The organism is Mesorhizobium sp. P3_A9, assembly GCF_056402975.1.
Genome location: NZ_JBFUGJ010000017.1, coordinates 1 through 19,956, shown reverse-complemented (window position 1 = coordinate 19,956; position 19,956 = coordinate 1). Strand labels below are relative to the sequence as shown.

Below are 19,956 nucleotides of genomic sequence, written 5' to 3'. Positions count from 1 at the left end.
CGATCCACATTACTCGCTGAGGTCGGCTCTCACAACACACATCGGATTGCCACGAGGCTGGATTCGCGTAAGCGCTCCCATACATAACAGCGGATGGTCTGCCTCCAGCGAGGCTCCAGCCGGTTCGTCTGCTTACAGGCAGCGGTTGCGCAATGCTGAGCGACCGATGTGAGGCGCAAAGCCGCCATTCACCAGCAGCAAACGAACAACGCCTCAGGGGGCGGATCGCGTCAAGCGAGCCCCGCAACTAAGAGTCCGCAATGGGTCGAACCCGGTTGTTGGGAGTGATTGGTTTTGACACCAGAGCGGCGGCCTTGCCCACACGCTCCCAGCTCACGACGCCGGGCCGTACCGCAGCAGTTTGAAGCAMTCGCCGCTGCCCGACTTTGCCTGCGTCAGCAGCGGTTTCGAGCGGTCGATCCATTCTTGGTGCGACCTGGCATCGGCCTCGATCGCATCGATCGGTCGAAGGCTGACGAAGCCGCGCCCGTTGCCAAGGAGCCAGCACGCACGGCCGAGAAATCGCCTGCTGCGCTGGCGCAGCAGGTCGGCATCGTAGAAGATGTCGAGCACCTCGTGCTTGATCCTTGGCCCCTGTTCAGGATTGGCGATCGCGACCTCGATCGGATCGCCACCGATCGCGTCCTGCAGGTCCTTATAGTCGAGGGCGAGCTGGGTGGTGGCGTATTTGATCTCGCTCTCGTCGCGCACGATGTTGAACCACAGCGTCGGATCGAGCTCGTTGACGACGAACGACGATTCGAAATCGCGCGACAGATTCAGGATGTCGAAGTCCTTGATATCGACGTCGCGCTCGACCAGAAGGATCTCGGCGACCTGCTTGCCGAGCTCGGTTCCCTGCGTGCTGACCGCGGCGTTCGTTCCCCCAAGCTCCGGACTGACATAGGGCCCGCCTTGATCCAGCAGCGTGTCGAATTCGCCAAGCGAGCCGACGACGGGAGCGCCGCGGGCAATGCGCGCCGCCAGCTTGGCGAGAACCTGCTGCAGTTCCGTCTCGCGTCTGCGCTGGTCCTGATAGTTCTGCTGGAAGAAGAAGATGAACAGCGACACGCCGATGCCGATCAGGATCACGCCCAGCTGTGAAAAGATGTTGCGGTAATATTCGAGCAGCTTTTCGCGATGGCGCACGTCGTCGCGCACGCTGTGGGCGACGCGAAGATTGACGATCAGCGACAGGATCAGCAGCCCGGCACCAACCAGGATGAGGCCGCCGATGAGGAGGTAGCCATGGCCTGTGCCGAAATCCATCCTTTTGCCCCAAGACCCCAGACTGCGCAGAGTAATGCCATTTTGCTTCAACACCTACGGTTTCGTCAGCGATGGGTCGATGGCGGCGAGCTACCAACTGAACCGACGCCTGTCCCCTCGTTCTAAAGGTTCGCCTCGGCGAAGATGCGCGCCGCCCAGTCGAGGAAGACGCGCAGGCGTGGCGAGAGCTGCCGGTTCTGCGGGTAGAGCGCCGACAGCGGCGTCGGCGAGGGCGGGCAGTCGGCCAGCACTTCGACGAGCGTGCCGTCCGCCAGGTCCTTCTCGAAACGATAGCGCGGCGCCTGGATGAGGCCGAGGCCGAGCCGTGCCAGATCGGCAGCGGTGTCGGAATTGTTGGCGGCGACACGGCCGGGCAGCCGGATCTCGCGCGTCTTGCCGTTGACGGTGAATTCAAAGGGCAGCACCTCGCCGCTGCGCGACGAGACGAAGCCGACCGCCTGGTGGCCGTCGAGCGCATCGGGGGAGGCGGGTATGCCGTGGCGAGAGAGATAGCCGGGACTGGCGCAAGTCATCTCGCGGATCATCCCCAGCCGGCGCATGATCATGCCGCTGTCGGGCGGTTCGCCGACACGGATGACGCAATCGACGCCCTCTCGCACAAGGTCGACCAGCCGGTCGCTCTGGCCGATCTGCAGGTCGATCCTGACATAGCGGGCCAAAAACTCCGGCAGGCGCGGCAGCAGGAAGGTGCGGGTGAGCAGCGTGCTGGCGTCGATGCGCAGCAGGCCGAAGGGCTCGGCCTTGCGGAAGGCGGCTTCGGCATCCTCGATCTCGGCCAGGATCGACAGGCAGCGCTGATAGTAGGCTTCGCCGTCCTGCGTGGCGTTCACCTGCCGTGTCGTGCGCTCCAGCAGGCGGGCGCCAAGATGTTCTTCGAGCCGGCGGATCGCTTCTGTCGCCGTTGAGCGCGGCAGGCCGAGATCGGCGGCGGCAGCGGTGAAGCTGCGCCGTTCCAGAACGCGAACGAAGAGCCGCATCGTGTCAAGCCGATCCATGGCCTTTGTTCGCAGTTTACGAATAGTGATGTCAAGAGACGGCTGATTATCCGGAAGTTGGCTTGGCCTATATCCGTGTCATCAACAACACGGAGAGACTTACATGACAAACCAGCAGACAAGTACGGGTGGCCCAACCAGAACCGCGATCGTGACCGGCGCCTCCAAGGGCATCGGCGCGGCGATCGCCCAGCGGCTTGCCCGCGACGGCGTCGCCGTCGTCGTCAACTATGCACGGGGCCGTGCGGAGGCCGAAGCGGTCGTCGGCGCGATCGAAGCCGAAGGCGGCAAGGCGATCGCCGTGCAGGCCGACATCGCCGATCCCACAGGCATAGCTTCACTGTTCGACGCCGGCGAGAAGGCGTTCGGCGGTGTCGACATCCTCGTCAACAATGCCGGCATCATGAAGCTTTCGCCGATCGCCGCGACCGACGACGCCGCGTTCGACACGCAGGTGGCGATCAATCTCGGCGGTGTGTTCCGTGGCATGCGCGAAGGCGCGAAACGCCTGCGCGATGGCGGCCGCATCGTCAATTTCTCATCGAGCGTCGTCGGCCTCTACCAGCCGGGCTACGGCGTCTATGCCGCCACCAAGGCGGCTGTCGAGGCAATGACGCACATCCTGGCCAAGGAGCTTGGCGCGCGCCGCGTCACCGTCAACGCCGTGGCGCCCGGACCGGTCGAGACCGCGCTGTTCACGGACGGCAAGAGCGCGGCGCAGATCGAGGCCATCGGCAAGATGAGCCCGCTCGGCCGGCTCGGCCAGCCCGACGACATTGCCGGCGTCGTCGCGTTCCTTGCCGGCCCGGATAGCGGCTGGGTCAACGGACAAATCATCCGCGCCAATGGCGGCGTTCTCTAAAGGAGACTGATATGCAACAGACAATTTTGATCACCGGTGCTTCCTCGGGTTTCGGCGCGATGACGGCGCGGGCGCTCGCAAGAGCGGGCCACACGGTCTATGCCTCGATGCGCGACCCCTCGGCACGTGGCGCGGCGGTAGCCGAGATGGAAAACTTCGCCCGTGACGAGGGTGTGGCGCTGAAGACCATTGCGCTCGACGTCACCTCCGACGCCTCGGCGCAGGCGGCGATCCAGCAGATCGTTGCTGAAGCCGGCCAGCTCGACGTGCTGATCCACAATGCCGGGCATATGGGGTTCGGCCCGGCCGAGGCGTTCTCGCCCGAACAGCTGGCGCAGCTCTATGACGTCAACGTCGTCGGCACGCAGCGTGTCAACCGCGCCGCCCTGCCGCATATGCGGTCTCTCGGCCGGGGCCAGATGATCTGGGTCGGTTCGAGCAGCACGCGCGGCGGCACGCCGCCGTTCCTGGCGCCTTACTTCGCCGCCAAGGCCGGCATGGACGCGCTGGCGCAGAGCTATGCGCTGGAGCTTGCCCGCTTCGGCATCGAAACGACGATCGTCGTTCCTGGCGCCTTCACCAAGGGCACCGAGCATTTCCACCACGCAGCGGCACCCGCCGATGCGGCGCGCGCCGACGCCTATTGGTCCGGTCCCTATGCCGGTGTCGATCAGCAGGCGCTGAAGGGGCTGGCGGCATTGGAGCCGGCGGATGCCGATCCGGCTGAGATCGCGGCGGCAATCGTCGACCTCGTCGCCATGCCGCACGGAAGCCGCCCGTTTCGCGTCCACATCGACCCATCGGATGACGGCGCCGTGATCGTCAACGGCGTTGCCGACCGCGTGCGCGTGCAACTGCTGGAGCGGATCGGCCTTGCCGACCTGCTCCATCCCAAAGCCTGAAATCCAATCTCAAAGAAGGAATACGACCATGCCGTTCGCCAACATAAAAGTACCGCAGGCCGCACTCTCCAAGGCGCAGAAGGAAGACCTCATCCATCGGACCACAGCCATGTTCGTCGACTTTTTCGGTGAGGTCGCGCGCCCCACCACGATGGTGTTGGTCGAGGAAGTCGCCGATGGCGGCTACGGCCGCGCCGACGAGGTGTTCGTCATACCGGAAGCCTATCGCGCCAAGGACTAGCCGCTCCGAGCTGATACCCGTCATATGACGACTGGCCGCCGCGGACGCCAACGTCCAATCTGTCCGCGGGCCTGCATGTCGGTTCCCTGAAAACCGATGCCCCCTTTGGGGCGGCATGCATCAGGCGGGGGCCAGGTGGACAGCCCCGGGCTGTCCACCTGTCTCGGGCCTCCGCCTCTCCCGATTTTTCAAGACACCAAGCTCAGCGGCTGCGCTTCCGTATCCTCCAGCCGCTCGGCCTTCCCTGCGGTCCGATAGCGCTTGGGCGCGGTGCCGGTGGCGCGCTTGAAGGCGTTGCTGAAGGCGCTTTCGGAGGTGTAGCCGAGCGAGCGGGCCAGCACCGCCACGGGCGTATCTTCCTCGCGCTGCGGCTGGTGGGCCGGTCGAAAGCGGGGGTGTAGACGAGGTTGGCGCCGACTTGGTCTTGCCAGCCTCTGTTCAGGGTTACTCGGGCGCCTGGGAGTCGTTGGAATTGGTTGCCTGGGCCGTTACGGCCGAAAGTTTCTGGTGCTTTGCCAGCACCGGTTTGACGTAAGCTCTTTTCATCGCAGGACCCCACCCAATGTGTGCGGACATTGGTGTGCGAATCCGCGCCGGAGTCAACAGCTCGGCTCAAGTCGTGCGGCCATTGCCCTATGTTCCGCTTCGATCTTTCCCGGGCATGCCGACCCAATCAGCCGCCACCTCGGCAAACAGCCAGTCGCGAAACGCCTTGACCTTTTTCTGCCGCAGCGCGCCGTCGGAATAGACGACGTAGTAGCTGGCCGCCGATTTCAGCGCGAGGTCGAAAGGCCGCACCAGCCGTCCCGCCGCGAGGTCGGCCGAGACCAGGGCGCTGCGGCCGAGCAGCACGCCTTCGCCATGCACGGCGGCCTCGACGGCGAAGGTGGCGGAATCGAAGCGCACGCCGCGTTTGGGGTCGATGCCGTCGACGCCGGCCTGTTGCAGCCATGTCGCCCAGTCGATGCGAAAGGCGTCATGGATCAGCTTGTGATGCCGCAGATCTCCGGGCAGGCGCAGCGGATGCTCGCCTTGCATCAACTCCGGGCTGCAGACGGGGAAGACTTCCTCATCGGCAAGAAATTCGGCCGTCACGCCGGTGTAGCCGCCCTTGCCATAGCGGATGGCGATGTCGATGCCGTCGCTGACGAAATCGGCCAGCACGCCCGAGGTCGCCAGCCGCACGTCGATGTCGGCGTTGGCGCGGTGGAAGCGATGCAGCCGCGGCACCAGCCAGCGGCCGGCGAAGCCGTCCGATGTGCTGACGTTGAGGATGCGTGTCGAGCGGTCGGGCGTGGCGACGATTGTGGCGGCGGCGATCTGGTCCAGCGCCTTGCCGACTTCCAAAGCGTAGGCAGCACCGACGGTTGTCAGGCGGACGGATCGTGTCCCGCGATCGAAGAGCTGGATGCCCAGCCTGTCTTCGATGTTGCGGATGGCGCGGCTGACCGCGCCATGGGTGAGATTGAGCTCGTCCGCGGCCTTGGTGAAACTCAAATGCCGGGCGGCGGCGTCGAAGGCGGGCAGGGCAGTGAGGGGCGGCAGTGTGCGCGGCATGATCTCGACCTGTGAGCGTTGCTCACAAATCCTGCACAAAGAGTCGTTTGTCGTCCAGCCCGGAAATGCCCAATATCAAGGCGTACCGGCGCACAGGCATCAAGTTTTCATCCGTCGAAGCGCCCGATGACCAGACATAGTGTGAGCAATCTTCATGCTCGCCCCGTTGGGGCGGCACCGGCCCGCTTGCGCCCAGCGAACAGGAGACTGAGATGACCTTAACCCTTGGACCCATCGGCGCCGCGATGAGCGGCTTCGCCATGCGAAGCACGGCAGCGTTCGAGCGCCGCCGCGCGCTGCGCCGGATTTCCCGGCTTTCCGACCGTCGTTTGCATGACATCGGCCTTGAGCGCGACTGGGACGGTTCCATCCGGCACAACGGGAGGGAAATATGAGCAGCACCCTGATCATCGGCGCGACGGGGCTTCTGGGCAGCGAGATGGCGAAGGCCAGCGCGCACAATGGCGACAGCGTCCATGTCCTTGTCCGGCCGGCAACTTCAGCCAACGAAGCGCGGATGCGTCCGCTCAAGGAATTGGGCGCCACGGTGCATGTCGGCGATCTCGACGACTATGGCAGCCTTGTGCGCGCCGTCGGCAAGGCCGATCGCGTCATCAGCTCGGTGCATGTCGGTTCGGCCAGCGAGATGACGCTGGTGCGCGCCGTGAAAGATGTCGGCGTCTCCCGCTTCGTGCCCTCCGCCGGCTTCGGCCTCGACTTTGCCGCCGCCGCCCCCGGCTCGATCGCGCCGCTCGACATCAAGAGAACCGTGTTCGACGCGGTCAGGGAGGCCGATCTGCCCTATACGGTGATTTACACCAACGGTTTCTTCTCGACCTGGGTGGCGACGCTCGGCGACCTGACGCGCTTCGGTTCGGCGCCCCTGCCGCCGGATGAGGTGACGCTCTATGGCGACGGCAATGTGCCGGCGACGTTTGTCAGCGAGAAAGACATCGCTGCCGTCACCCTGCGCGCACTGGAGGATCCCAATGCCGTTCGCCGCGAGATCCGCATCGCGCAGAACAGGATCACGCAGAGTGGGATGATCGAACTGTGGCGTCGGGTCAGCGGACGCGCGCCGCGCGTCGTGGGCATGAGCGCGGAGGAGTTGGAGGCAATGATCGCGGCAGCGCCCGGCCTTGGCTTGCTGCGGGCGTTCTGGATCCGTGGCGAGACCGCGATCGAGACGGGCACTCCGGAGGCGGGGGTGCTTTATCCGGAGCTGAGGTTTGAGAGCATTGAGAGTGCTTTTGTGGCGATGGCCGAGAGGGAGGGGCGGACTGGATGAAGGTTGGATGCCCGGCAAAGGCTGGTGCTCTACGGCGCCCCTCTCTGTCCTGCCGGACATCTCCCCCACAAGGGGGGAGATTGGACGTTGTTTCGGCTTTCGCCAATCTCCAACGTAGTAAAGGAGAGCCGGCGCCCGAGCTGCCGATCTCCCCCCAAGTGGGGGAGATGTCCGGCAGGACAGAGGGGGGCGCCGTAGGGTGCGGCTTGCGTCGTTGGCCTTCGTGGCAGTTGACCCAATCGTCCATCCGGCCGATAGGTCCGCGCGAACAGCCCGAGACCGCCAATGACCGACCTAAAAGATGCAACCCGCGCCCTCGACGCCGCCTGGCAGGACGATGTCCGCCAGGGCGTGCGCCATGTCCGCGACCTCGCTGCCCTGCCGCTGTCGCCCGCCGAGCGCGCGGCCGCGCAAGCTGCCGCCGCGCACCACAAGGTCCGTGCGCCAAAAGCCTATCTCGACCTGATCGACTGGAACGACCCGGCCGATCCGATCCGCGCGCAAATCATCCCGTCACCTGAGGAATTGGTGGAGACGGAGGGCGAGCTTGGCGATCCGATCGCCGACCATGAGTTCACCCCGGTGGCACGATTGACGCATCGCCATGCCGACCGGGTGCTGTTGTTCCCGACCTATCAATGCGCGGTCTATTGCCGGTTCTGCTTTCGCAAGGAATCGCTGACCTCGATCGGTCGCGGTTATACGCGCGAGGCGCTGGAGCCGGCGCTGGCCTATATCGCGGATCATCCCGAAATCCGCGAGGTGATCCTGACCGGCGGCGACCCGCTGTCGCTGCCCGATAAGGCCTTGGCCGAAATCCGCGCGCGCATCGAGGCTATCCCGCATGTGCGGCTGCTGCGCATCCACACGCGYGTGCCGGTGGCGCTGCCSTCGCGCATCACSTCGGGGCTGGTCGAGGCCTTGCAGGGCCGGCTGATGGTCACCGTCATCACCCATTTCAACCACGCGCGCGAGATCACCGATGCTACCGAGGCAGCCTGCCGGACGATGCGGCAAGCGGGCTTCGCGCTGCTCAACCAGAGCGTTCTGCTGAAAGGCGTCAACGATACGGTCGAGGTGCTGGAAGAGCTCTGCCGCGAGCTGATGTATCGGCTGGGGGTAAAACCCTACTACCTGCACCATGGCGACCTCGCGCGCGGCATGGCGCACCGGCGCACCACGATTGCCAAGGGCCAGGCGCTGGTGGAAGCGCTGAGGGCGCGGCTGTCGGGTATCTGCAACCCGGTCTATGTCCTCGACCTGCCGGAAGGCGGCGGCAAGGTGCCGCTCGGGCCGTGTCCTGTCGAGGGACGTGACGGGGAAACCTGGCGCTTTCGCGGGCAGGATGGCGCGGTGAGGACCTATCGGGAGATTGTGAGCGAATAGGGCGGTGCGCTATTCACCGACAAACGCCAACACCACCACACGTGGGGCAATGCAGTAGACGAGGCTGGCGCTGCGGCCTGTCGTTGTCGTCGCGCGGCCTGTGTTCAGGTCTACGGTGATRTCCTCATAGCCCAGCACYTSGCGATCAAGCGGATAGRCGGCCTTGTAGACTGCTTCCTTGGCGGCAAAGAGGATGCGGCCGGCAAGAAGCCGGGGCGCCGCGCCGGTTTGATCCGCAGGGGTTGCAACCAGGGTCAGGATCTCGTCAGGCAGGGGCAGCGCCGGCTCGACATCGATGCCGAGGGACACGATATCGCCAACTGGCGCAACCGCTGCCACGGCCATGTCGTCGTCATGCGCGAGCGAGCCCGTGACCCCGCCAGGCCAGGCGGGTGCGCCGGATGGGGTGCGCAGGAGGGCAAAGTCGTTGAAGCCGAGATCCGTCAGCAGCCGGTGCGCGATCCATCGTGCCGCGCCGCTGGCTCGCCGCATGGCCGGCTGACGCGCCGGGATCGAGCGGGCCTCCTCCGGCAGGAGGTGGGTCTCGTCTTCACCACGGATGAGCCGGCATCCGGTGCGGACCCCGCTCGGGGCGATGGCGGCCAGCGCCTGCGCCAGCGAAATTTCCTCGGGCAGATTTGGGGAGGACGAATTTGCGGGAGGTGTCATCTGTTGTCGCAGGTCGATGCCGCGAGGACGAGGTCGGCGATCATTTCTCCATCCTCGTCGAGCCCTTCTTCGACGAAACCGGCGGCGCGGTAGAGCTGGCGTGCCGCCTCATTCTCCGGTTCATAGCAGATCGAGACGTGCCTGATGTGGCCGAGCCCGCCGATTTCGTGCAGCACCTCGCGCAGCGCGGCCTTGCCATAGCCCTTGCCCTGGCTGGCGCGGTCGATCATGAAACGGTAGATGCGCGCCTCGTCGTCATCTTCCGGTGCCTCGTACATCAGGAAACCGACGACACGATCTCCGGCCATCACGACACGCGGCCGGGCGTCGTCGTCGGCCTCGGCCTCCTCCAGCGACTCCGCATTGCCAGCGACGAAATCCATCTGGCCCGGGGCCAGTTCCAGCGACATGACCAAGGCCAGGTTGGCCTCGGTCACGGGAGCGAGGCGGACTTCTGCGGCCTTCAAGCCGGCGCCTTGGCGCCGTCGTCCGTGACCGGGATCACGAAGCGATGCAGCTTGGCCGGGTTGCCGCGCCAGATGGAGTAGGGCTCCAGCTCTTCGCCCTTCATCACGAAGGAATCGGTATCGGCCACCGACCCTTCACCCATGACGACGCCGTAGTGGACAAAGGCGGACGGTCCGAGCGTGCAGCCCTTGCCGATGCGGATGTAGTCGGACTTGAACGCGCCTTCCTCAAGCGAATGGGCCTGGATGACGCAGCCTTCGTTGAGCGTGGCGTCGTCGCCGATCTCGACCAGAGAGCGTTCGGTCAGGTTGGCTCCACCGTCATAGACGCGCTTGCCGACCTTGACGCCGAGCAGGCGCAGGATCATCGGCCGGAACGGCGTGCCGCCAAACAGGTTCACGATCGGCGAATCCGCCAGCTTCCAGTGGCGTTCGTGACGCCAGAAGTCGACGTCGTAGATCGTCGTTATCCGCGGCTTCAGCCTGCGAAAACCAAGGCTTGCCCGCTCGACCAGGATGTAGAACGGAATGGTGATCGCTGAAGTCAGGAGCACGGCGACGAACAGCGCGACCTCCGCCCATTCGGTGTAGTAGTTCAGTGCCCGGTCCCAGATCGCCAGCGTGGCGAACAGCATGACCCATTGCGTTGCCAAGAACAGGAGGATCGTTACCAGATTGTGGCGGTTCTTGAACGGGATGCGCTTGCGCCGGTCGGCCTCGTCGACGCCGGCGATGAGTTCCTTGTCGCGGTTGACCATGCGCGGGATTTCAAAGGCAGGCGAACCCAGGAGCCCGACATTCTCGCGCAGCGGCCCATCGATGGGGATCATCACCTTGGTGCCGAGCAGGACGTTGTCGCCCGTGCGGCCATCCGGCGGATAGTAGATGTTGTTGCCGAGATAGTTGCGTTCGCCAATGCGCGTCGGCTCGAGCCGGAACGCGGAGGCCGACTTGTGCATGTTGATCATGAACAGGCCGTCCGACACCATGGTCTCGGTGCCGATCTCGCACAGGAGCGGGTTTTCGTGCTGCTGGTTGGAGCCGAAGTTGGAGCCGGTCTGCACCACCTTGTTAAGGTTCCAGCCGACGGCCCTGATATAATAGACGATCGCGGAGCTGTCGCCGAACAGCAGCCCCAGCACACGCGAATTGCTCGAGAATTCGGTGGCGGCCTGCAGCCAGTAACGGAAACCGTAGAGCGCGTAGGTTCGGCCTGGCTTCAGCACCAGGCTGAGCAGGCGCGGCAGCAAAGTCGCGGCGAGAAAAGCGACCGCGATATAGCCGAAAAGCGTGACCGTGGTGCCGATCGCGACCAGGCCGATCGTCTCCTGATAGTCGTCGCCGACATTCTCCCAATAGCTGTGGAACAGCAGCGGCAGCGGGATGACAACGGCAAACAGCCCGATCAGCTGGACCGCTTCGAAGAGGAAGCGCCTGACGTCGGACGCGTTCTCGTTGCGCACCTTGCAATAGTCCGCGGTGGTCGGCACGGCCGGCGACCCATGCCAGTGTTCGCCGTCCGGGATGCTTTGCCCGCGCTGCAGTGAGGACGAATGGCCGAGCTGGCCGCCGTCGCCGATCGACGTGTCGATGTCGAGCGTCGAGCCGACGCCAACGAAGGCATCGCGGCCGATGGTCAGCGGTCCCATATGGATGTAGCCGGACTGCGCCCGAAAGCCGAGGATCAGCGATTCCTTGCGCAGTATGGTGTTGGCGCCAATCGAGATGAGATCCGTGCAGACCGGCACGGACCGGGATTCGATGACGGCGTTCTTGCCGATTTTGGTTCCCAGCAGCTGCAGATAGAAGCTGTAGAGCGGGCTGCCGCGGAACAGCACGACCGGCGCGGTGCGGATCAATGTCTTGACCACCCAGAAGCGGTAGTAGCGCAGGCCCCAGATCGGAAACGCCTCGGCCTTCCAGCGGCCGATGAGCACCCATTTCGCCAGCACGGCAAAACCCGTCATGCCGAAGAAGACGCCGGACGAAAGCGCCACGCACCTGATATAGAGCTGCAGCGGATCGTCGAGCGCGTCATACATCCAGTTGAGGCCGATGTTGATCGCCCACAGCGCCACATAGCTGTAGACCCCGTAGAACAGCAACTGCGCCATGCCGCAGGTCCAGTAGGCAAAATTCGAGGCCTTGCGGGTGAGGACAGGCTCGTTGGTGGCCGTCGTCATTTCTTCCGGCACGCTCAGGTGCTTGGCCAGGCGCGCCACGGTCGGATAGAGATAGATGTCGCGCATGGACGTCGTCGCCCATTCCTTGCGGGTGCGCACGCGGGCGCAGAAATGCGCCATCAGCAGCGAGTTGGCGCCGAGATCGTCGAAGAAATTGTCCTCGACCGACACGTCCTCGAATTTCAGCACTGCGGCCAGCGCCTCGGCCAGGAAACGTTCGTCGTCATTGCCGGGCGCCACCATCTCCCGGTCGGCGGAAAGCCGCACGCTTGTCGGCTTCGGCAGCTGGCGAAGGTCGACCTTGTTGGAGACCGTCATCGGGATCGCCGGCAGTTCCTCCAGATAGGAGGGCACCATGTAATCCGGCAGGCGTCGCTTCATCGTCTGAGCAATGTCGGCGCGCGAGAGCGCCGGCTGGCCGGCCTTGCGCGCGTAATAGGCGACGAGCTCGACGCGGCCGGGCTCGATCTCCCAGGTGGTGACGGCAGCTTGCGCGATCTCCGGCTGGTCGAGCAGCACCGCCTCGATCTCGCCGAGCTCGATGCGATAGCCGCGGATCTTCACCTGGGTGTCGATGCGCCCGGCATACTCGATCTCACCATCGCCGTTGATCCGGCCAAGGTCGCCCGTGCGGTAGATGCGCTGCGACGGGTTGTTCGGCAGGCCGAGGAAGTCGGCGATGAACTTCTGGTCGGTCAGGTCTTGCCTGTTGAGATAGCCGACGGCGAGGCCGATGCCGGCGATGCCGATCTCGCCCAGTTCACTGGGCTCGGCCAGTTCCGGCAGCGAAGGGTCGAGAATGACGATGGAATAGGTGGGCAGCGGCGCGCCGATGGTGACGGGCTTGTCGGGTGTCAGCGCGCCCATCGTTGCCGTGACGGTCGCCTCGGTCGGGCCATAGGTGTTGAGGATCTGCCGCCCCGGCTTCGACCAGCGCACCACCAGATTGTGCGGGCAGGCCTCGCCGCCGACCAGGAGCGTGCGCAGGCTGGGCACGTCGGATGTCATCGACGACAGCAGCGTCGGGCTGCAGGCCATGCAGGTGATCTGGTGATGGCGCAGGAAATCGGCGAGTTCCTCGCCCACCAGAGGCATCTGGCCGGGTGCCGGCACCACGGTCGCGCCGGCGACGAACGGTACCCAGATCTCTTCGGAAGAAAAGTCGAAGGCGATGGTCATGCCCTGGTAGACGCGGTCGCTCGGCCTGTAGCCGTAGGATGCGGCGGCGACGCGGATGAAGTTGACGAAGCTCTGGTGCCGGACAGCCACGCCCTTCGGCCTGCCGGTCGTGCCGGAGGTGTACAGGATGTAGCAGATGTCTTCGCCGGCAGTGGCGGCCTTGTGCGGCTTCAGCGGCGCGCCGGACTGTTTGGAGATCTCGGCGGCGGCGCTGTCGATCAGCACATGGGGAACTGGCAGCTGGTCGGCGCGCGACGCATATGTGGCGATGGTGACGATCAGGCTGACGCTGGCGTCTTCGATGATCAGCGCCATGCGCTCTTGTGGAAAGGCGGTGGCCAGCGGCACGAAGGCGGCGCCTGCCTTCACGACGGCGAGCACGGCGACATAGGTCTCCGCCGACCGATCGAGAATGAGCCCGACCCGGTGGCCCGGCCGCACGCCGCGCTTGATCAGCACGCGGGCGAACTGGTTGGCGCGGCTGTCGAGTTCCTCATAGGTCCAGCTACGTCCGTCGGAGATCACCGCGGGCAAGGTGGCGAATGTTTCGGCGAGTTGCTCGAAGACCTTGTCCAGCCGCTCGTCGGGCTGACCCGCCAGGGCAAAGTCGGCGCCCGTCAGGATCTGGGGGCGCGCGACCATCGCGGAACCGGAGCCGGTTTTCGGCTGCGCGTCGAGAATTTCCGGCTCTCTGCCCGGCCTTGCCGCGTCCCTGTCCAATGCGGCGATATCGATACCGTAATCCATTTCCAAACTTTCTCGCCCTGACTGCGTATTGCCGGGTCGCCGCCGCAATTGGCAGGCCTTGCCGGCTGCGCCGCCGCGCCATCTGACTGATATGCGCGTGTGCGGCGGCCGATTCCCGGCCGTTGAGGGATGCTTATGCCATCCGATCTTTTCGCCAGTTTTTCCGAACTGTTGAATATTGTTTCTGAAGTGTGTCTGGGGGAGCCATCGCGAACCGGGGGAGGGGCTAGGGGCAGGGGTGAATCGTAGGGCGAAAGCCTCGGCCTTCCGGTTGCGATGGCGATGCCGCAAAGCGGCGGCGCTTCCAAGCCTGGGTTCCTCGCCCCCATGAAATGGGGGAGAGGTGGCTCGGCGAAGCCGAGACGGAGAGGGGGATGGCGCGAACCTGTGCCGGATGCTTTCTGAAAGGTTCGCCCTCTACGAAGGCCCCCTCTCCGACCGCTTCGCGGCCACCTCTCCCCCGCCTTTGGCGGGGGCGAGGAACCCAAGCTTGGCTTGGCCGCAACCTCTAGAAATCCTCTCTTCCAAAAAAATCTCGACGCCTCCGGGAATAAAGCACCACCCTGCCGGGTCTTCATTTCAGCGGGGCCATTCACCGGCCCGCGACCCGAAGAAACGAAACAAGGATTTATCAGAAATGACCAAGCTCGCTCTTAGCGTGGCTGCGATGTTGCTTGCYTCGAGTGCTGCCTTTGCCGGCAGCGACCATTTCGGCGCCGACAACGCCAACCAGCCTGTCGCCTCTGTCGACACCAATGCAACCGCTTCGATCCCCTACACGGCACAGCAGAACGGCGTCGACGCCAAGGTGACGACCGGGCCGAGCCAGGGCTCGGTGCAGGACATCATTGCCCAGCACAACCGCGACGGCCTCTGGGGCCGCTGAGCGCGCTCCGGCCTTCAATCAATCTCTCAACAAACAGGAACCATCGACATGAAAAACATCGCTCTCACCGCCGCCGCCATTCTCGTGGCCACCACTGGCGCCTTTGCCGGCAGCGACCATTTTGGCGACCGCGCCGACCCGACGGCCGTCACCATCGACAACACCTACACCGCCTCGATCCGCAAGCCGGACATGGTCCGGCACAGTGCCCAGGCGACGATGAAATCTGATGCGGATGAACCCGGCCAGGGCATCTGGGGTCGCTGAGTTCAGGGGTCCGGACCTCCCTCGAGTCCCGACCCCACCCGCAATCAGGACGGAGGGCCATGTGGCGTGGCCCTCCGTCACCCCTGGAATTCTCGCCTTCCGACTTTTGCCACCACCCGCAACCCACAGGAGACCACACGATGTTCAGCATGACACGCCGCACACTGCTTGGAACCGCCACTGCTGCCGCTGCCTTCGGCCTTGCCGGCAAGCTTGAATTCACCCGCCCCGCTTTCGCGCAGACCCCGGTGGAGCCGACCGTCGGTTTCTACAAATACACGGTCGGCGACATCGAGGTGACCGCCATCTATGACGGCATCTGGAAGAAGCCGCACGACCCGGCCTTCATTAGGGATGTTTCCGTCGACGACACCAAGGCAGCGCTCGCCAAGGCGGGGCTGACCACCGACTTCATGCCCATTCCGCTCACCGTCGTCGTGCTCAAGATGGGCGGCCGTCTGATCATGATGGATGCCGGCTCGGGCGTCGGCCAGTGGCAGGCCAACGCCACGCATTTGCCGGCCAACATGGCCGCCGCCGGCATCGACTACAAGGCGATCGACACCATCATGATCTCGCATTTCCACCCCGACCACGTCTGGGGCCTGATGGAGAAGGGCACCAACACGCCGGTGTTCCCCAATGCCGAGCTGATCGTCAACGCCACCGAATACAATTGGTGGACCGACCCAAGCCGGCTGGCCAAGCTGCCGGAGGGCCGCAAGCCGGCGGGCAAGCGCATCGCCGAAAACTTTCCGAAGTGGAAGAACTGGAAGCTGGTCGAGGACGGTGCGGAAGTCGCGCCCGGCATCCAGATCCTCGCCGCACCCGGCCACACGCCGGGCCATTCCGTCTACCTCGCCAACTCCGGCAAGGAGCAGCTGATGATCTCGGCCGACACCATGTATGTGCCCGCCCTTCTGGCGCCGCATCCGGAGTGGCAGGGCAGCTACGACCAGGATGGGCCGACCGCGATCACCACGCGCCACAAGATCATCGACCGGGTGATTGCGGACAACATCCGCATTTCCGGGTCGCACTTCCCGTTCCCCGGCACCGGCGTCTTCGTGAAAGATGGCAGCGCCTACGGCTTCTCTCCCGTTCAGATTTGAACGGGTAACTCCGACCAAAGCGAGAAAGACAATGAAACAATCCTTCCTGGGCAAGCACGCCCTCTACGGCTTGCTCGGCGCCATCGCCGTGCTGACCGTGGTTCCCGCGACAATCATGCCGGCCTATGCGGTCGACGACATCGAGGGTGCCGACGCGCCCGACCTTACCGCCGTCCAGGCCAAGATCGCCGCCAAGGACTACAAGGGCGCGCTGGCCGATCTGCGGGATCTGGCGCAGGACAACCAGCAGGCCGATGTCTACAATCTGCTCGGCTTCACGCTGCGCAAGACCGGCGACTTCACCACCGCGCTGACCTACTACAACAAGGCGCTGGAGCTGAAGCCCGACCACAAGGCCGCCCGCGAATATCTGGGCGAGCTCTATGTCGAGACCGGCGACATGGCAAAGGCCAAGGAACAGCTGGCGTCGCTGCAAAAACTCTGCCCCGCCGGCTGCGACGAGCTTTCCGACCTGCAGAAGGCGATCGACACCAAGGTGACGCAGTAAGGTCCCCCTCACCCGGATTGCCAAGGCCGAATTGCCTGGAGCAATTCGGGGCAATCCGACCTCTCCCCGAGGGGAGAGGAGGGGGCCGGCACGGCGCGCCTTCTCTTCTCCCCCACGGGGAGAAGGTGGCCGCGAAGCGGCCGGATGAGGGGGCCTTGGCGCCAACCTCAACAAAGGTGAATCCCAGTTTGGGCGCTCGTGGCTGGCGCCCATTGCCGGAGCCGGCGCCTCTCCCTCGAGCCGGCTCCGGCCTTTTCAGACATCACATTGGGCAAGCGCTGCACGTCCCACGACGGGCGCTGCGCTTGCCTGTGCCAAAAAATTGGAGGCTGACCCATGATACCGACCGAACTCGCCGCGAAGCTCACCGGCCTCGCCATGAAATACCACATCAGGGATGTGACCTTGCTCGTCGGCCGCCTGCTTATGTCCTTCATCTTCCTGCATGAGGGCGTGACACTGGCCACCCATTTCGACGGCGCCGCCAAGGCGATGGCGGCCCAAGGCGTCGGCCTGCCGCTGTTTGTCGCCACCATTGCGTTGCAGCTGGGGGCAGGGCTCTCGGTGGCGACGGGCGTGCTGACGCGGCTGGGCGCCATTGGCCTCGGCCTGTTCTGCCTGGCAACCGCCACGCTGTTCCACACCAACTTCGCCACCCAGGCCGAGCTGCTGAACTTCGAAAAGGATCTGGCGATATCAGGCGGGATGTTCGTGCTGGCCGTCGCCGGCGCCGGCAGGATCTCGCTGGACTGGCTGCTGGGGCTCTATTTGCAGAAGCGCCAGCGCGACAAGGAAATGGTGGCGGCACTGCTGGCCGTGGAGAACGACTTCACGGTGGATGTACGGTTGCCGGTTTGAGGCGTCGTGGCGGCCTGCCTTGCGCATCGGCAGGCCGCTCCAGTCGCCGACCCTTGCCATATGCTCGCTCGCTGGAACCAGTCCGCACGCTCCGCATTCTATTAGCAGGGGCTCAAGGAGTGTGTGATGAAAGCGGTTTTGGCACTGGTCGGCGGCTTCGTGCTGACCCTTGCGGTYTTCGCCAGCGGGCTGGCTTTCGCTGCMTGGCTGATTGTCGCCAAGCCCGTGCATCAGGCAAGGCCCGCCGACAGTGTCTCGCAGCTTTGGACCAAGGACGCACAGCCTGTCGACAAGGCCGCGCAGSGCYTGGAGCGCGTGGCCGCCGCGCAGCCCGTGGCGCCCGACGCCGCCGCCAGGGTGCAGGCGCCCRACCCGACCAATACGGGCGCGGTGGCGCCGGACGAGGGCGAGCAGCAAGCCAGGCTGCMACCTGCCCATGTCGCTTGGTGCGCCGACCGCTACCGCTCCTACAATGCCGACGACAACAGCTACAGGTCCTATAGCGGACAGCAGCGGCCCTGCGTGTCGCCCTATCTCGACACCGTTGCGACCGACCCGGCCGCGCAGCAGCCCGCCGAAGTCAGCTATGTCGAAGGCGGCGCCGCGCCCCTGGTTGCGGCAGCGGASCTTTCGGACGACCACGTCCAATCCTGCTTCAACCGCTATCGCTCCTACCGTCCCGAGGACAACAGCTACCAGCCCTATTCCGGCGGGCCGAGGCGCCAGTGCGAATAGGCTGCTGCTTGCCATCTCCGCCTCTCTGAAATMGCGGCGGTGCGACATCAGGAGATGGCGCTGCCTGCGGTAGAGACCAATTGCCGGTGAGGCCGCCGGTTTGAGGGCCGCTGCAGGCCCTCCCGACCGGCTTTCGCCGCGTCTCCCGGCCGCATTCCACGCAAAATCCCACTCCTCGGGCGGTTCTTACCACGCCCATTCCCACGTTGGCACAAACACCAGCCCCTTATTGAAGCCGCCAACAGCGCAACAACGAACCGAGAGACGGTCGTGCGCTGAAACCTGCAGCCGCAAAGATCCAGTGAGGGTCGCGGTTGGCCGGTTTCGCCCGAGAGCATGAACAGACAGCCTCACGAATGCGATGCGGGCGGCGCGTCGAGGTCGATGTCACTTTTGAAAGATGGAGACTTGAAATGAAGAAGATCATTTTGGCTACTGCTGCGTTCCTGTTTGCCTCCGGCATGGCCTTTGCCGGCAGCGACCATTTCGGCTCGGACTTCGTCCCCGCCGCCAGCAGCTACCCGACCACCACCCATTGGATGATGTCCGGCGGCGCGGTCGACCACAGCGTCACCAAGAGCATCACCGACAGCGCGGCCGAGGCAAATGCGACCTCCGGCATGCCTGCACCGGGTTATGGCCAGGGCATCTGGGGCCACTAACATCGGCCACCACGGTCGGCATCCAGGCGGCGGGCAGATCCCGCCGCCTGGATCATTTTGCGCCCGGCTGGCGCCTCGCGTCCTCCCGGCCATCCAGCAATTCCACCTGGACCAGCGATCACGTAAATTTTTTGGATCATTCGCGGCGGCGCGGCGTTCATCTCCCACACCAAGGGAGAACCACCATGACCGACGACCGCAACGACAAAATCCGTGACCGCGCCTACGCCATCTGGCAGCGAGAAGGCGGCGCTCATGGCGACCATGATCGCCACTGGCACCAGGCCGCGATGGAGATCGACCGGGAAGCCGCTCTGCCGCTGACGGCCGACGACGCGCTGCCGGAAACACGCGAGATCGCCAGCACTGATGTGCTGGAGGTCGAAGCGCTGGCCGTGCGCACCGGCATATCGGGCGACGAGGCGCAAGCGCTGGTCGACCGCCTGGGCGCCGACCGCGCCGCCACCGAACAGGCCGCCCGCAGCCTCAAGGCCAGGCGGAAATCCTGATCGACCCTAGCGAGGGAGAGCGAGATGATCCGCAAACTCAAGGACGGCAAATACCGGCTTTATTCGCGCAAGAAGGATGAGAAGACCGGGAAGAGGCGGAATCTCGGCACGTTTGAGACGCGCGAAGCGGCGGAGAAGCATGAGCGCGAGGTGCAGTATTTCAAGCGGCATTGAGGGGGTGCCTTTGACTGTCGCGATGGTGACGCACCACACGCTACTGCGACCGGGTACCCGCACTCGCAAGATTTCTACACCACGCGTGGTTGAGCTGGTTTGACCACGGTGGCGAGGACGATGCCGGCGACGATGAAGGCAGCACCGACCAGATCGTAATCGTGCAAGCCCTCGCCGAGCAGCAGGTAGGCGAGCACAGCCACGAACACCGTCTGCAAATAGAGCAGCATGCTTGCCCGGCTGGCGCCGAGCGTTTCCACGCTTTTGTTGTAGAGATAGTACATCAAGGCGCCGCCGGGACCCGCCAGATAGGCGAGGGCGAGAAGGCTGTGGACGTTCATGGCGGAGCGTTCGTCGTTGAACAATTCCCACAGATGGAAAGGCAAGGCGACCAGCGCACCGGCGCCGAGCAGCAGCACGACCATCGGCAGGAGTTCGATGCCGAATTTGGCACGGCGCAAAAGCACGGTGTAGAGGCC

Annotated in this window: 23 protein-coding genes; 15 read left to right on the top strand and 8 right to left on the bottom strand. The window is 64.7% G+C overall.

What is annotated here, in order from left to right; genetic code table 11:
* Window positions 1-333: 333 nt before the first annotated feature.
* Both AC1DX0_RS05300 and AC1DX0_RS05295 read right to left on the bottom strand, forming a co-directional pair.
* Window positions 334-1,269, bottom strand: coding sequence for a hypothetical protein (locus AC1DX0_RS05300; protein ID WP_477354503.1), 936 nt, complete (start codon window positions 1,267-1,269; stop codon window positions 334-336).
* Window positions 1,270-1,391: 122 nt separating this feature from the next.
* Window positions 1,392-2,285, bottom strand: coding sequence for a LysR family transcriptional regulator (locus AC1DX0_RS05295; protein ID WP_477224463.1), 894 nt, complete (start codon window positions 2,283-2,285; stop codon window positions 1,392-1,394).
* A 103-nt stretch (window positions 2,286-2,388) separates the two neighbouring features.
* On the opposite strand from AC1DX0_RS05295, the gene AC1DX0_RS05290 reads away from it, so the two are divergent.
* The 3 genes from AC1DX0_RS05290 to AC1DX0_RS05280 are packed head-to-tail and all read left to right on the top strand — an operon-like array spanning window position 2,389 to window position 4,290.
* Complete coding sequence (locus AC1DX0_RS05290) at window positions 2,389-3,147, top strand: SDR family oxidoreductase (RefSeq protein WP_477224462.1); 759 nt, start codon at window positions 2,389-2,391, stop codon at window positions 3,145-3,147.
* A gap of 11 nt (window positions 3,148-3,158) precedes the next feature.
* Window positions 3,159-4,049, top strand: coding sequence for an SDR family oxidoreductase (locus AC1DX0_RS05285; protein WP_477224461.1), 891 nt, complete (start codon window positions 3,159-3,161; stop codon window positions 4,047-4,049).
* A 28-nt stretch (window positions 4,050-4,077) separates the two neighbouring features.
* Window positions 4,078-4,290, top strand: a complete 213-nt coding sequence (locus AC1DX0_RS05280; protein ID WP_477224460.1) for a tautomerase family protein — start codon at window positions 4,078-4,080, stop codon at window positions 4,288-4,290.
* Between the two features lie 188 nt (window positions 4,291-4,478).
* Here AC1DX0_RS05280 and AC1DX0_RS05275 read toward each other — a convergent pair whose 3' ends face one another.
* Together AC1DX0_RS05275 and AC1DX0_RS05270 are read right to left on the bottom strand one after the other, a co-directional pair.
* On the bottom strand, window positions 4,479-4,721 hold the full coding sequence (locus AC1DX0_RS05275) for a helix-turn-helix domain-containing protein (RefSeq protein WP_477224503.1): 243 nt from the start codon (window positions 4,719-4,721) through the stop codon (window positions 4,479-4,481).
* A 202-nt stretch (window positions 4,722-4,923) separates the two neighbouring features.
* Window positions 4,924-5,847, bottom strand: coding sequence for a transcriptional regulator GcvA (locus AC1DX0_RS05270; RefSeq protein WP_477224459.1), 924 nt, complete (start codon window positions 5,845-5,847; stop codon window positions 4,924-4,926).
* A 212-nt stretch (window positions 5,848-6,059) separates the two neighbouring features.
* Here AC1DX0_RS05270 and AC1DX0_RS05265 point away from each other — a divergent pair, with 212 nt between their 5' ends.
* The 3 genes from AC1DX0_RS05265 to AC1DX0_RS05255 all read left to right on the top strand — a co-directional run bounded on the left by AC1DX0_RS05265 (window position 6,060) and on the right by AC1DX0_RS05255 (window position 8,521).
* A complete protein-coding gene (locus AC1DX0_RS05265) occupies window positions 6,060-6,242 on the top strand; it encodes a YjiS-like domain-containing protein (RefSeq protein WP_477224458.1) in 183 nt (60 codons plus the stop codon).
* Complete coding sequence (locus AC1DX0_RS05260) at window positions 6,239-7,135, top strand: NmrA family NAD(P)-binding protein (protein ID WP_477224457.1); 897 nt, start codon at window positions 6,239-6,241, stop codon at window positions 7,133-7,135. Before AC1DX0_RS05265 ends, AC1DX0_RS05260 begins: the two co-directional genes overlap by 4 nt.
* A 285-nt stretch (window positions 7,136-7,420) precedes the next feature.
* A complete protein-coding gene (locus AC1DX0_RS05255; protein ID WP_477224456.1) occupies window positions 7,421-8,521 on the top strand; it encodes a KamA family radical SAM protein in 1,101 nt (366 codons plus the stop codon).
* A 9-nt stretch (window positions 8,522-8,530) separates the two neighbouring features.
* Here the strand turns inward: AC1DX0_RS05255 and AC1DX0_RS05250 are convergent, their stop codons facing one another.
* The 3 genes from AC1DX0_RS05250 to AC1DX0_RS05240 are packed head-to-tail and all read right to left on the bottom strand — an operon-like array spanning window position 8,531 to window position 13,766.
* Complete coding sequence (locus AC1DX0_RS05250; protein WP_477354500.1) at window positions 8,531-9,190, bottom strand: 4'-phosphopantetheinyl transferase family protein; 660 nt, start codon at window positions 9,188-9,190, stop codon at window positions 8,531-8,533.
* Window positions 9,187-9,627 carry a GNAT family N-acetyltransferase gene (locus tag AC1DX0_RS05245; RefSeq protein ID WP_477224454.1) on the bottom strand — a complete coding sequence of 147 codons (441 nt, stop codon included), beginning with the start codon at window positions 9,625-9,627 and terminating at the stop codon, window positions 9,187-9,189. The genes AC1DX0_RS05250 and AC1DX0_RS05245 overlap by 4 nt, the downstream gene beginning before the upstream one ends.
* Window positions 9,628-9,653: 26 nt before the next feature.
* Entirely contained in the window at window positions 9,654-13,766 is a 4,113-nt protein-coding gene (locus AC1DX0_RS05240; protein ID WP_477224453.1) for a Pls/PosA family non-ribosomal peptide synthetase, read from the bottom strand.
* 637 nt (window positions 13,767-14,403) lie between these two features.
* On the opposite strand from AC1DX0_RS05240, the gene AC1DX0_RS05235 reads away from it, so the two are divergent.
* The 9 genes from AC1DX0_RS05235 (at window position 14,404) to AC1DX0_RS05195 (ending at window position 19,477) form a co-directional block, all read left to right on the top strand.
* The gene (locus AC1DX0_RS05235) at window positions 14,404-14,652 is read left to right on the top strand and encodes a DUF680 domain-containing protein (protein WP_477224452.1); all 249 of its coding nucleotides are present in this window, start codon (window positions 14,404-14,406) and stop codon (window positions 14,650-14,652) included.
* 48 nt (window positions 14,653-14,700) lie between these two features.
* Window positions 14,701-14,919 (top strand): DUF680 domain-containing protein, encoded by a 219-nt coding sequence (locus AC1DX0_RS05230; protein WP_477224451.1) that lies wholly within the window; start codon window positions 14,701-14,703, stop codon window positions 14,917-14,919.
* 140 nt (window positions 14,920-15,059) lie between these two features.
* Window positions 15,060-16,031: an MBL fold metallo-hydrolase gene (locus tag AC1DX0_RS05225; RefSeq protein ID WP_477224450.1), complete on the top strand. Its 972-nt coding sequence runs from the start codon at window positions 15,060-15,062 to the stop codon at window positions 16,029-16,031.
* Between the two features lie 31 nt (window positions 16,032-16,062).
* Entirely contained in the window at window positions 16,063-16,539 is a 477-nt protein-coding gene (locus tag AC1DX0_RS05220) for a tetratricopeptide repeat protein (RefSeq protein WP_477224449.1), read from the top strand.
* Between the two features lie 336 nt (window positions 16,540-16,875).
* Window positions 16,876-17,397 (top strand): DoxX family protein, encoded by a 522-nt coding sequence (locus tag AC1DX0_RS05215; protein WP_477224448.1) that lies wholly within the window; start codon window positions 16,876-16,878, stop codon window positions 17,395-17,397.
* A gap of 123 nt (window positions 17,398-17,520) precedes the next feature.
* Window positions 17,521-18,132 carry a BA14K family protein gene (locus AC1DX0_RS05210; protein ID WP_477354497.1) on the top strand — a complete coding sequence of 204 codons (612 nt, stop codon included), beginning with the start codon at window positions 17,521-17,523 and terminating at the stop codon, window positions 18,130-18,132.
* A 413-nt stretch (window positions 18,133-18,545) separates the two neighbouring features.
* On the top strand, window positions 18,546-18,794 hold the full coding sequence (locus AC1DX0_RS05205) for a hypothetical protein (protein ID WP_477223641.1): 249 nt from the start codon (window positions 18,546-18,548) through the stop codon (window positions 18,792-18,794).
* A gap of 185 nt (window positions 18,795-18,979) precedes the next feature.
* On the top strand, window positions 18,980-19,303 hold the full coding sequence (locus tag AC1DX0_RS05200; RefSeq protein WP_477223642.1) for a DUF2934 domain-containing protein: 324 nt from the start codon (window positions 18,980-18,982) through the stop codon (window positions 19,301-19,303).
* Between the two features lie 24 nt (window positions 19,304-19,327).
* Window positions 19,328-19,477 (top strand): hypothetical protein, encoded by a 150-nt coding sequence (locus AC1DX0_RS05195; protein ID WP_013894378.1) that lies wholly within the window; start codon window positions 19,328-19,330, stop codon window positions 19,475-19,477.
* 74 nt (window positions 19,478-19,551) lie between these two features.
* Here the strand turns inward: AC1DX0_RS05195 and AC1DX0_RS05190 are convergent.
* Window positions 19,552-19,956: DMT family transporter (locus AC1DX0_RS05190; protein ID WP_477354494.1), on the bottom strand; the 405-nt coding region annotated here is incomplete at its 5' end.